Source organism: Variovorax gossypii (genome assembly GCF_003965815.1).
GTDB lineage: Bacteria > Pseudomonadota > Gammaproteobacteria > Burkholderiales > Burkholderiaceae_C > Variovorax > Variovorax gossypii.
On record NZ_RXOE01000012.1, the window covers coordinates 143497 to 155809 of the forward strand.

The window sequence follows — 12313 nt, forward strand, 5'->3', positions numbered from 1 at the left end:
ATCGGCAAACGGCGATGAATAGGCGAAAAACATGGCTGCCATAGGCGCCATGTGCTTACCCTTGGTCCGGGTCCCGGAAAGACTTCGGGCATGGAGACAACAAACACCACTGCACAGGCTGCGACGCAGGCCCGCGTGGCCCCGAAAGCTGATCACCTACCCTTCGGCGCGCGACGGTACCGAAGTCCACATCGAGTACGCCGACGAAGGCCGCGGGCCAGCGACCTGCATCCTTCCTGTTGATTTCCATCTCGAAGTGCCCCAGCTTTCCGTGAGGCGTTGATCCGCATGCAGAGCTCAGCCTGCCTGATGAACAATGATCAGGAAGGACATTTCAATGGAGCAACGCTCGATGGAAGTGTGGGTCGATCGCGCGCGGGAATCCACAGCTGGCCTGCAAGGCTTCGGTCACACCGCTGCCGTCGTTGTCCGCCACCGGCAGGCTGGCCCGAGGGGAGCAGACAGTCAGATCAGGAGGCCCGCGCCGTCAGCCACTTGTCGGCAGTCAGGGGCACGCCGACGATGCGCATCTCGCCGATGCTTCCCAGGAAGCCCGTCGACATGTTGCCGGCCCACTGCCCGCAGCCGATCGCGAGCTGCTGCGTGGGGGCCACGAACTGGATGCCCTGCATGTTGGTGTTGTTGCGCAGGACGGGCGCACCCTCCACGTACATGGTGGTCGCATATGAAGCTGCGGGGTCGTTGACGATGGCGACGTGCAGCCATTGGCCGGCCGACACGCCGCCCGACCAGCAGGTCAGGTTGGTCGCCTGGTTCACCGGAGCGACCTCCCACTGGAATTCCATCAGGTTCGAGAAGGCGAACATCAGCGCGCAGTCGCCATCGTCCGAGGCGAAGCCAGGCAGGTTCGACCGCGCCCCCAGGCGGTACAGGATGCCCATCCAGCCGTTCTTCGTCGCGTCGAAACCCGGGTCGATGTACACGAACGCCTCGATGGTGTAGCCCTTGGGGAAGGTCTCCACGTTCAGTGTCGAGGCCTGGTCGGTGGTGAAGTAGGTGAACCTGGTTTTCGTGGCGTTCAGGAAGCGCAGGCTGCCGGGCGCGGCCGACAGCGGGTGATGGCTTTTCGACCAGACCAGGTCGCCTGATTGTCCTGCCCACGTGTTCACCGAGACGGGGTTCTTGCCTCCCGCGGAGACGTCCTGGATCTGCTGTCCGGGCTGATAGGGGAAGAGATCGCCCTCCGCGGCCGTCGCGTTGAAGAAGCGCCAATGGGCGAGCGTGTTGTCGACCTTCGGATAGTCGTCGGGGCCCGACGGCAGTGCGGCCGCCTTCTGCGGAGGCTGGCTGTAGTTCGTCAGGATGAGCTTCTTGGCCGCATCGGTCAGGCTGCCGTCCATCGACCCCGCGGGCACGGAGAAGCCGGGATTGAAGGCAGAAAACCGCTGTGCGAAGTCCATGTCCAGCGTGAACGACTGGTTCGAATCGGACAGCCACGCGGCGTCGAATTCGTTGAGCGTCGCGGCCGGCTTCAGCGGCACCCAAGGCGAGAACGAACTGGCGACGATCTTCTTGTTGGTCAGGTCGAACTCGAACATGCGCATCAGGCCGTTGCCGCCCATGTAGGCCATCTGGTAGTCCACCACCATCAGGTGGACATCGTTGCCGCGGGAGTTCTTCTTCGTGCCGATGCACGAGCCGTGGTAGTGGCCGCTGACGGCCATGAAGATCTGGTCGTTGTCCTTGATCAGCTTGTCCCACATGTAGTTCGAGTAGGCCGTGTCCGCCGCGGTCCTGCCGTCGCTGCCGATGCCGACCAGCTGGTGATTGACCAGGATGACGGGGATCGTCTTGTTGGCCTGGATGACCTGGTTGGCCCAGGCGATCGCGTCGTCCGACGCCCGCCACGACATCGAGAGCACCAGGAACTTGTTCCCCTCGGCTTCGAAGACGTGGTATTCGTGAAAGCCGGATGCGTGCCGTCCCCCGAAGGTGGCCTGCCGCTTCGCGCGGTCCGCGGGAAACACCTGCAGGTAGGGCTCGAACAGGCCCACGCGGTGGCTGCCGCCGTCCTGGTAGCCGTCGTTGTTGGCGAAGCCCGTGACGCCGACGCCCCAGTCGGGTCCCCACTGCATGTCCGAGCCGATGGCGCCCACGTCATGGTTGCCGGCGCAGATGGAGTAGGGGCACTTGGCGGCCTCGAGCACCTGCATCGCCTGGCTTGCAAGCTCCCATTCCTTCGTGACCTGCCCGTTGCCGATCTGGCCGTTGCCCACGAGGTCGGTCGTGGCGCTCCAGGGCGTCGAGCCTTCGGCCTTGTAGTACCAGGACTGGTCGACGATATCGCCCAGATGGATCGTGAACGGCATTTTCAGCTGGCTGGCGTTCTGTGCGATCCATTGCGTCTGGGTCTTGAAGGGGTTGTCGTATTTGGGATCAATTCCCGCATAAAGCTTCTGGTAGAGCTCGCCCATCTTTTCCGACGCATAGCGGGGATAGAACTGGGTATCCGGAAGCACGGAAATCGTGAAGCTGGATATTTTCTGGGACGTGGCACCCGGTGCAGCAGGCGGGGCGCTGGCAGGCGAGTTCGTGGGCGATGTGCCGCCGGTCCCTGTCGCCGGAAATGGAAGTACGCTGGCGCCATTGCTGCCGCCGCCACCGCAGCCCGGCAGCGCGGCAGCCGCCACGCCCGTGACAGAGCCGGCCAGCATCAGCTTCAGCAACTCGCGGCGCCTGTTTTCGGGGACGCGTGCCAATTGATGGAGATCTATGTTCTTGCTATCGAGGGATATGTGTTTTGTCATGGCATCTGAATTCGGAATGCATCAAATTCTTTTTCCGGTGCTTGGTGAATCCGGAAGGCGCAAACTTTATGGATTGAATATGATGCTTTCGTGAATTTATTGCCGCATAAATTCGCGTATTCAAAGGCCATTGCCTCAATATTCCGGGTAATCGGCAAATTGATTTTTGGCAATTAAGGAATTGATCTGACGCGTGGCTGACCGGATGGCTCGGATCGGTCAATTCAGCCGCTTTCGGGGCACCGGCACCACACGATGGGGCGCCGTGCGTCGGCGTTCATGGGAATGACTTCTTGTGTCCCTAGATTGCCGGGGCCGCGGGCATCGCTCGCTCTGCGCAGAGCCTTCACTTCTCCCTCCATTCATTTCTCCATGGCCCATCTCCTGCCCTCCGCCCGTCCCTTTGCCATCACCCTCGTCGCAGCCCTGTGCCTCTCGGCCTGCGGTGGTGGAGGCGGCAGCGGCGTCTCGTTCCCGATCGCCGCAACGCCACCGGCTGCGACCAATCCGCCCGCCGTCGTCGTGGCAGGTCCGCCGAAGGACCTGGGCTTCACCGACACGGCGCCCGTTCCCGATGCCGTCGCCGTGCCGCCCTTCGTCGACAACGTCGCGACCAACCAGCGCGGCGATGCGCGCTACGCGACCAAGGACACCAATGCCGGCGTGCGCGTGGTCGCCGGCTTCCTCGACTTCTGGCAGCCCAGCACGCTGCTGGTCGACGCAGGCGTGTCGGCCCCCGCGCAGGGAAGCTTTCCGGCGGTCGTCGCCTCCACATGGAGCGGCGTCCCGGGCGACGCCACCGATGGAAAGATGCTCAACACCGATGTGCTGAACCGCAACATCCAGTACGTCGTCGACGCCACCAACGCACGCACCAGTGCGCAGGAACTGGCCGCCTACCTCGACGACCGCCGCGGCAAGGGCTACAGCATCAGCGACGGCATGGGCCCGCTCACGAGCGCCTGGCGCACGGCCACGCAGCAGGTCACCACCATCACCGGCATCGCAGCGGACGCCACCACGGTGCTCTACAACGACGGCGGCAACGACGTGGGCGTGGCCGGCGCCGCGAACCCGGGCTTCGGCACGGTGGTCGACCTGCTCAAGAACATCGGCGAGAACGGCTCCACCGAGCCCGCCAAGCGCTTCTACAAGTACGCACGGCCCTGGCGCTGGAGCAACAGCGTGAAGGTGGTGCCCGCGCTGGAGCCTGCCAAGAGCGGCACTCCGGCCACGGACGGCGGCTTCGTCAGCGGCCACACGGCCGAGGCCGTGCGCGACGCCATCGCCTCCGCCTACGTCGTGCCGCAGCGCTTCCAGGAAATGGTGGCGCGCGGCCTCGAGCTCGGCGAGAACCGCATCCTCGCGGGCATGCATTCGCCGCTCGATGTGGTCGGCGGACGCCTGCACGGACAGGCCGTGGCGACCGCGAGCCTTTCCACCGGCGCCAACGCCGCGCGCAAGGCCGCGGCCTATGCCCAGGCGCAGAGCGTGCTGACGGCCGCGGTGGGCGCGGGCGATGCCGCCGCCTTCAACGCCTTTGCCCATTCGCAAGGCACCGCCACCGACCGCTTTGCGGACCATGCCGCGAGCAAGGCCGACTACCTGCGCCGGCTGACCTTCGGCTTCAAGCCGGTGGGCGACACCACCAAGCCCGCCGTGGTGCCCAAGGGAGCCGAGGTGCTGCTCGAAACGCGCCTGCCTTACCTCGACGCGACGCAGCGCCGCGTGGTGCTCAAGACCACGGCCGTGGCCTCGGGCTATCCGGTGATGGACGATCCCGAAGGCTGGGGCCGGCTGAACCTGTTCGACGCAGCCGATGGCTACGGCGTCTTCAACGGCGATGTGGTCGTGACCATGGACGCCGGCCTCGGCGGCTTCAACGCGCTGGACAGCTGGCGCAACAACATCTCCGGCGCCGGCAAGCTCACGAAGAAGGGCAGCGGCACGCTCGCGCTCGGCGGCAGCAACAGCTACACCGGCGGCACGCAGCTCGTGGCGGGCACGCTGCAGGCGGATGCCGCTGGGGCCTTCGGCCAGGGCAACGTCTATGTCGGTGGCGGCACGCTGGTCTGCAACGCGCCCTCGACGATCACCATGGCGGGCGCCTACACGCAACTGGCGGGCACGACGCTGCAACTGAATCTGGGCGGCAACGGCGCCGGCAGGCTGAACGTGGCCGGGGTGGCCGCCCTGGATGGCACGCTGAACCTGAGCTTCAAGCCCGGCTTCGCGCCCGGCGCGGGCGACACGCTCACGGTCATCAGCAGCGGCGCCCTGACCGGCCGCTTCTCGGCCATCAATGCGCCGGGCTTCAAGGTCACGCCGACTTACACGGGGACTCAGCTCATCGTGCGCTTCGACGCATGAAGGCAAGCGTCTCGCAGGCCCGTCCTGACGGTCTGCGAGACGCTCGCGCTACCGTCGATTGCTTTGAAAAATGAGTACCTGCATTCCATTCTTCAGGGCTAGTAGAAAGCGTGCGGTCTGCAAATAATCGCCGCGCACTTCTCGATGACGCATGCAGGCGGAACTCGACACGCACTCGCGGCCGAGCGTCCTCCCGCTGGACGGGCCGAGCCCATAGATACCCGTTGAGGTTCTCGCAGTCCCTATGTACTTTTCCCCCATGCATGTGGTGCGCGCCACGATGATTCCGCTCGTTGTCGCGCTGGCAGCGTCGCCGGCACAGGCTGCTGGCGACACGATGAGCAAGATTCGTGAAACGCGCACGATCGTGCTCGGTGTGCGCGAGGCCGTGCCACCCTTTTCGTTCGTCAATGCACAAAAGCAGCCTGCTGGCTATTCGATCGACTTGTGCCTGAATGCCGTCGAAGAGATCAAGCGCGAACTCAAGCTGCCCGACATCAAGATCCAGTACAAGCTCGTGACCGGGCCGGAACGCATCCCGAAGCTGCTCGCCGGCGACATCGACCTGGAGTGCGGCTCGACGACCAACACCGTGGCTCGCCAGGAGAAGGTCGACTTCAGCTACACCTTCTTCGTGGCCGGGATGCGTGTGCTCACGGGCAAGGATCTGCATGTGGCGGCAGTGAAGGACCTCAATGGCCTTCCCGTGGCGCTGAGCAAGGGCTCGACATCCGAAAAGCTCTTCAAGCAACTCGCCGGTACAGATCTGCGCGAGGCGAAGCTCATCACCTACGAGAACAACGGCGAAGCCTACAAGGCGCTCAAAGAAGGCAAGGTGCGCGCCTTTGCGCAGGATGATTCGCTGTTGCAAGGCCTGGCCTCGAATGACAGGGCGCTCGACAAGCTGAACTTGAGCAGCCTCGCCCTGTCGGTCGAACCCTATGCGGTGATGGTGCGCCATGGCGACACCGCGCTCTTGGCGGCCGTCGATCGCAGCCTCGCGCAGTTGTATGCGAGCGGCCAGATCAACGCGCTTTACGACAAGTGGTTCAAGACCGATACGCTCACGATCAAGATGGGGCGCCTGACGCGCGACAGTTTTGTCCGGCCGAACAAGCAGGCCGGCATCGCGATGGTCCTCGGCTATTCGATCTGAGGCACTGTCTGGTGTGCGCACCAGCAGTTCGTCCGCTCAGCAGTGGATGTGGCCGCGCACAGCGACGAAGTCGCCTTCAGTTCAGGCCGGGTTCGGCGCAGACGGGTTCGCGGTAGAGGGCCTGCGACCGCTCGGCGACCGGCGCCTGCAATGCATCCCGGCCCTTCGTTCCCGCTCGGATCATCCTGCGTTGCCTGGCACAGGCGTGTTGAGCAGTTGCTGTTCCCACAGGTACGCGATACCGCTGCCGCCGACGTGCTGCTTGAGCACTTCGGTCAGCTCTGCGACATGTTCCGTCCTGGCCCAGTCACGCTGCCACTCCGAGACCACCGCCAACCACGTCATCATGTTCGCGCCCGCGCGGATCATGCGCTGGATCGCGACCTCGTGGGCCTCCACCGAAGTGCCGCCCGACGCATCCGTGACCACCGTCACATCCCAGCCCTCGCCCAGCGCCTGGATCGCCGGCATCGCGACACAGACCTCGGTCCACAGGCCGGCGATGATCAGTTGCTTGCGCCCCGTTGCCTTGACCGCATCGACAACCTTCCGATCCTCCCAGGTGTTGATGAAGGTCCGGTCGATCACTTCCTGATCGGGGAACACGTCCGTGACGTGCGGGAAGATCAGACCACCTCGAGCCGCGATCACACTGGTCAGGATGGTGGGGACGCCGAAGGCCTTGGCGGACTTGGCCAAGGCGGTCGTGTTGTTCACCACCGCCTGCGGGTCGTGGCTGTTCAGATTGGCGAGCTGGTAGGGCTGGTGGTCGATGAGAACGAGTACCGAGTCTTCGGGACGAAGAAGCGAAGCAAGGCCGTTGCGAAAAGTCATGGATGGATCCTTTGTGCCGGTGTGAGCGGAATTGCTCTTCGGGAAACATGCGTCGTCGGCGATGCAGCCCGAGCTCAGGATTGTGTTGTTCCCCTTTTTGACGCGGTAGTACCATCCCGCGGCGAGCTGTGTCGCAGAAAGAGGAACACCGAGTTGGACATCGAAGAGCTGCGGACGTTCGTGGAAGTCGCCGATGCCGGCGGGGTTTCGGCCGCCGCGCTCCGGCTCGGCGTGTCCAAGTCCATCGTCAGCCGTCGCCTCTTTCGGCTTGAAGCGGAACTCGGTGTCCAGTTGCTTGCGCGATCCACCCGCGGCGCTGCGCTCACTGAAGCCGGGACCACGTTCCGGGACCACGCAGCCAGGGTCTGCGCCGAGATTGACGCGGCCCGGGAAACGATCCTGCCCGCCGGTGAACTTCGTGGCCGCCTGCGTGTTGCCGTGCCGTTTTCTCTGGGCCCGACTCACTTCGCTCCCATCCTTGCGGAAATGGCACGACGCCACCCTCGGCTTCATATCCAGACCTGCTACAGCGATCGCTTCGTTGACCTCATCGCGGAGGGTTACGACTGTGCGATACGGGTTGGCTATCTTCCGGACTCCAACTTGATTGCAAGACGCATCGGCCCGATCCACGGGAAGCTCGTCGCGAGTCCGGACTATGTCAAGGCGCATGGATCGCCCGAGACACCGGAGGAACTCGTCGCCCATCAGGCTCTCATGCAGGGAACCGAGGCCTGGCAACTCATAGACGGCGACAAGGTCATCACGGTCCGTCCGCAGGGGCGCTTCAAGGCCGACAACGGCACTGCTTTGGTCGCCGCAGCCACAGCAGGACTCGGGATTGCCTACCTGCCCGATTGGCTCACCCATGAACATGTGGCTTCCGGGGCACTCGTGCCGGTCATGACACGTCATCCACCACCTCCGGCCGGTGCCTATGTCATCCGCCCGCCAGGTCCGCATCCCGCGCGGAAGGTGCGGGTCCTCACCGAGCTCCTGATCGAGTATTGCGACCGGTCTGCGCACCCGGCAGGCGCTGAATCTGCCTGAGTGGTGCGTCGACACTGACCGTGATGGTGTGCCGGGGCGAAACTGGCGGCACTCCCTCCGGCGAGTCATGGCAGGTCGACGGATCGCCCGGCGAGCTGATGGCGCTGATGTACCTGGACATCGACGGGTTCAAGCGGATCAACGACCAGTTCGGACACCAGGCGGGAGACGAACTGCTGCGGGGCTTTGCGGGCAGGCTGTCGCAGGCGCTGCGCGCCGGCGATGTGCGCGCACGCCTGGGCGGGGACGAGTTCACGGTGATCATGGAAGGCCTGCCCGACCCGAATGGCGCGGTGTCCGCAGCCCAGAAGCTGATCGTGGCGATGCAGGCACCGTTCGCCGTCGAGCAGCGCACGATCGCCATCAGCACGAGCATCGGCCTGGCGTTCTACCGGGGCGGCGCCACGACGGCGGCCGCGCTCGTCAAGCAGGCCGACGAGATGCTCTACCAGGCCAAGGGAGCGGGGCGCAACAACGTGCAGGTGGCGCCTGGGCTGATCGGAGAAGCACCGCCACGCTCAGATCCTGGCCCATCGCCCATGGGTGAGTTGCACGGTCCTTCTTGAGAGGCCCCAGGGAAGGGGATGTTGCTGCTCCCCGAATGGCGCGGATGTTGATTTCCATGGAATCCTGAGCCCGGCGGGGATGCCAGGTGGCGAACCTGGCCGGCCGGGTGCGGCCCAGCGAAATGTGGGGCCGCTTCTCGTTGTAGTCGCGCCGCCGCCGGGTGACCTTTCGCCGGCCTGCGCAAGCGATTCGAATCACTGCTTGTTCAGACCTTCGTCGCGGACCTTGCCGTTGAATTTCTCGATGTCGGCGTTCTGGGCGCAGACGGCCCGCGTCGTTGAGCAGATGCCGAACGCTGCGTGCAACAGCCCAAGCCATGAAGGCCCCGCTCGAGAACCCCGCCCCTGGTCGGACAACCAGCCACAGCAGCGCTTGGAGCCCTGATCTGACCCTGCAAAACGCATCCTCTCAGCAGGTGGTCTGTGTCGGACCGCAGTCCATCAGAGGCACCCAAGCTTCTCGAATTCGCGACCGTGAGGCAGGGGCAACGACGCGTGAAATTAAATAAATTGATTTCTTTCGGGCATGCATCGTGAGCGGCTTAACGGGGTTTGTGGTTTTTTATTCATATCAAAATTGACATTCACCAATTCATTTTTCGATGTAATCGCTACGCAGACCCTTGGTTGCGAGAGCTTTACCCGGAAGTCGTTGCGTATGAGCAACGGCTTCCGGGGAGATATTGATCGAAAAAGCCCTTGAATATGGCGCGCCATGCCTTGCAAGGCGGATCCATTTGGTGCTGGCTGCCGGCGAGGTAATTTGAGAAGGTAGGCACCCGCAGAAACATCCAGGTGATCGCGAAATGCCGTTGCAGGAACTGCGTTCAGCCACTTCAAGCTCTTGCCGGGCGGTCACGACTTCGCGCCGGGCGCCCTCCATCCTGGCGATCGCTGGAGGAAACACATCCCGTGTGGGCTGGGGCGCTTGGCGGGTGACCCCACTCCATCGAGGCAACTGGCCTGCCGCAGAGCGTCAGCGGGCGTCAGGGCCTGCAGGCCCATGTGGCAGGTGGTTCGCTGATGCGACTTCGCGTCGAGGACGCTGTCCCAGCGACGCCGGGGCCTCTTCCAAACCGCTAGCGCGGGCGTTTCTCCGTCCGCCGTCGCCTCCCGGCCGCAACTTTCCTGCAATCGCGGCAATACGCCACGAAAAGCGGCAGCTATTCATCGGGTCTTCGATGAAAGAACAAAAAAACGACAAGGAAGTCACATCTCAAAAGGCCAAAAATGAGGTAAGTAATTTAATTAATTAGTAACTTTATATTACTATTGGTTTTCGATTTTTATATGGAAATCTAAATCTGTTCGACCAAATTCCTCCGAAAAGCAACAGGCCAAGTTGCAATCGTTAACTCCGTCGTCAATAGTTGTAAACAACAGTTAATAGAGCAATTTCCAGGGAGACGCGGTTTAAATCGAATGGACGGAGCCCCATGAATACGACTTATTGTTCAATTTGGAATGAATCCCTTGGCGCCTGGGTCGCGGCGTCGGAAAACACCCGCGCCCGAGGCAAGCGGGGCGGCAGCCGCGTGGCGGCTGCGCCCGGCGCGCTCACGTTGCTCGCCTCCGGGCACTTGCGCGCGGGGCTCATGACGGCGCTGATGACACTGGGTGGCGTGGCCGCGCCGTCGCTGGCGCAGGCGCAGTCGGCGATATGCACCACGGCGCCATACAACTATTACAGCGGCTCCGCCACGTGCGCGGGCCAGCAGTCTCAAGCGACTGCAGGTGGAGCCACTGCCATAGGTTATGGCGCCAGCAGTACACAACTGAATGCCGTGACTGTCGGCTTCGGCGCCATTGCTTCTGCGATCAATGCCCTTTACCTCGGCGCACGTACCGCTCCGGGGACAGGCGCATTGAGTGAGAGTTCGATCGCAATCGGTACGGACGTAACCGCAAGCGGTAACGCTGCCGTTGCCATCGGTGTACAAGCCGCGTCGACCGCCCAGACGGCAACCGCCATCGGCTCCACCGCAAGGGCGACCGACGAAGCAGCCACTGCCGTAGGAAATGCCGCTCGGGCGCTGGGGAATAGTTCGCTCGCACTCGGAGCCCAGTCGGTCGCAAGCGGGGCCAGCACAGTCGCGGTCGGCCAAGGCGCGGGCGCGGGCTCGACGAGCGCCAATACGGGTTCGGCCGCAGTGGGCATTGCCGCCGGAACGCTGGTCAGCGGCGCGCAGAACACCGCCATGGGGGGAGGCATCGCGAGTGCGATGCGGGGCGCAGGTTCGGGCGTCACGGGCACGCGCAACGTCGCCTTCGGCACAGGAGACGGCACGGTCGCCTACGATGCCACCCTGAAAGCCTCGGCAGGCAATCTGGTCAGCGGCAACGACAACATCGCCATCGGCACCAACGCAGGCATCGGCGTCGCGAGCAACGCGACGACGTCGATCGGCCTGAACGCCAAAGCGAGCGTGGGCAACGCGATCGCGATCGGTACCCAGGCAAGCGCCTCAGCACTGGATGCCGTCGCGCAAGGCAGCAGCGCCAGCGCGGGCGGCCGCAACGCCATCGCGATCGGCTTCCAGTCGATCGCCTCCCAGATCAACTCCATCAATCTTGGCGCACGCACGGTTGCAGGAACGGGCGCCACGGCCGAGGCGGCCATCGCCGTCGGCACGGACGTGGAAGCGTCTCAGGCTCGCGCCGTCGCAATGGGCGTCGCGACCCGCGCTGCCGGAGTCGACGCCCTCGCGCTCGGTACCCGGGCCGCCGCGGCTGCCGACAACGCCACCGCGCTCGGCTCGGGCGGGACCAATGCCGCCACGGCCGTGCGCGCCTCGGGCTCCGGTTCTCTGGCGTTGGGCGGCAACGCGACCGCGGGCGCCAATGCAGCGGGAACCAGTGCCATCGCCATCGGTGGAGAGTCGTCCGCGACCCAGACGGAAGCGATCGCGATCGGCCGCTTGGCCAGCGCCACGGCCCTGAACACCATCGCAGCCGGCAGCAATGCCCGCGCGGATTCGGCTCAAGCGGTTGCAATCGGCACCAACGCCACCGCCACCGGAGGCAAGGCCGTGTCCATCGGTTCGGGCAACACCGCCTACGGCAACGGGGCCGTCGCGATCGGCGATCCGAGCTTTGCCAGCGGTAACGGTGCCTTCACCGGCGGCGCCGACAACATCGCCAACAGCGACGGCACGGCCTCGGCCACGGCAGCCAACCAGGCCAATGGTGCGGTCGCGATCGGCAACGGGAACAAGGCGATCGGCCAAGGCTCTGTGGCGCTGGGCAACGGCTCGACGGCCGGCGCGGTGGGCAAGGCGGGCGGCGTGGCCATCGGCGATGCGGCGACGGCGAGCGCCAATGCAGGCGATGTGGCGCTGGGCTCCGGCTCGGTCACCACCACGGCCGTGGGCACGCCCAGCGTGACCATCGGCGGCACGACCTACAACTTCCAGGGCACCAACCCCACGAGCACCGTGAGCGTGGGCAGCGTGGGCAACGAGCGCACGATCACCAACGTGGCGGCCGGCCGGATCTCCGGGACCTCGACCGATGCGATCAACGGCTCGCAACTGTTCGCCACCAATGCTGCGATCGACGACGTGGCGGCC

General features: G+C 64.4%; 8 protein-coding genes. 5 read left to right on the forward strand and 3 right to left on the reverse strand.

The window, feature by feature from the left end:
* Positions 1 to 470: 470 nt before the first annotated feature.
* Positions 471 to 2720, reverse strand: a complete 2250-nt coding sequence (locus tag EJP69_RS29060) for a LamG-like jellyroll fold domain-containing protein (protein ID WP_240652325.1) — start codon at positions 2718 to 2720, stop codon at positions 471 to 473.
* A 420-nt stretch (positions 2721 to 3140) separates the two neighbouring features.
* Here EJP69_RS29060 and EJP69_RS29065 point away from each other — a divergent pair, with 420 nt between their 5' ends.
* Together EJP69_RS29065 and EJP69_RS29070 are read left to right on the forward strand one after the other, a co-directional pair.
* Positions 3141 to 5138: a phosphatase PAP2 family protein gene (locus tag EJP69_RS29065; protein WP_126473877.1), complete on the forward strand. Its 1998-nt coding sequence runs from the start codon at positions 3141 to 3143 to the stop codon at positions 5136 to 5138.
* A gap of 259 nt (positions 5139 to 5397) precedes the next feature.
* Positions 5398 to 6294 carry an amino acid ABC transporter substrate-binding protein gene (locus tag EJP69_RS29070; protein WP_126473898.1) on the forward strand — a complete coding sequence of 299 codons (897 nt, stop codon included), beginning with the start codon at positions 5398 to 5400 and terminating at the stop codon, positions 6292 to 6294.
* A gap of 180 nt (positions 6295 to 6474) precedes the next feature.
* Here the strand turns inward: EJP69_RS29070 and EJP69_RS29075 are convergent, their stop codons facing one another.
* A complete protein-coding gene (locus EJP69_RS29075; protein ID WP_126473879.1) occupies positions 6475 to 7128 on the reverse strand; it encodes a hydrolase in 654 nt (217 codons plus the stop codon).
* Positions 7129 to 7281: 153 nt separating this feature from the next.
* Between EJP69_RS29075 and EJP69_RS29080 the strand changes: the two genes are divergently transcribed.
* Together EJP69_RS29080 and EJP69_RS29085 are read left to right on the forward strand one after the other, a co-directional pair.
* Positions 7282 to 8178, forward strand: coding sequence for a LysR family transcriptional regulator (locus EJP69_RS29080; protein ID WP_126473881.1), 897 nt, complete (start codon positions 7282 to 7284; stop codon positions 8176 to 8178).
* Between the two features lie 23 nt (positions 8179 to 8201).
* On the forward strand, positions 8202 to 8744 hold the full coding sequence (locus EJP69_RS29085; protein WP_240652329.1) for a diguanylate cyclase domain-containing protein: 543 nt from the start codon (positions 8202 to 8204) through the stop codon (positions 8742 to 8744).
* A 501-nt stretch (positions 8745 to 9245) separates the two neighbouring features.
* On the opposite strand, the gene EJP69_RS29755 is transcribed toward EJP69_RS29085, so the two are convergent.
* The gene (locus EJP69_RS29755; protein ID WP_126473883.1) at positions 9246 to 9584 is read right to left on the reverse strand and encodes a hypothetical protein; all 339 of its coding nucleotides are present in this window, start codon (positions 9582 to 9584) and stop codon (positions 9246 to 9248) included.
* Positions 9585 to 10180: 596 nt separating this feature from the next.
* Between EJP69_RS29755 and EJP69_RS29095 the strand changes: the two genes are divergently transcribed.
* Positions 10181 to 12313 (forward strand): ESPR-type extended signal peptide-containing protein (locus EJP69_RS29095; protein WP_276318411.1); only part of this gene is annotated, 2133 nt, incomplete at its 3' end.

Bases quoted from the DNA above. Each gene is read 5' to 3' on its own strand.
- EJP69_RS29070 (WP_126473898.1), top strand. From the start codon at position 5,398: ATGCATGTGGTGCGCGCCACGATGATTCCGCTCGTTGTCGCGCTGGCA.
- EJP69_RS29075 (WP_126473879.1), bottom strand. From the start codon at position 7,128: ATGACTTTTCGCAACGGCCTTGCTTCGCTTCTTCGTCCCGAAGACTCG.
- EJP69_RS29085 (WP_240652329.1), top strand. From the start codon at position 8,202: ATGGTGTGCCGGGGCGAAACTGGCGGCACTCCCTCCGGCGAGTCATGG.
- EJP69_RS29065 (WP_126473877.1), top strand. From the start codon at position 3,141: ATGGCCCATCTCCTGCCCTCCGCCCGTCCCTTTGCCATCACCCTCGTC.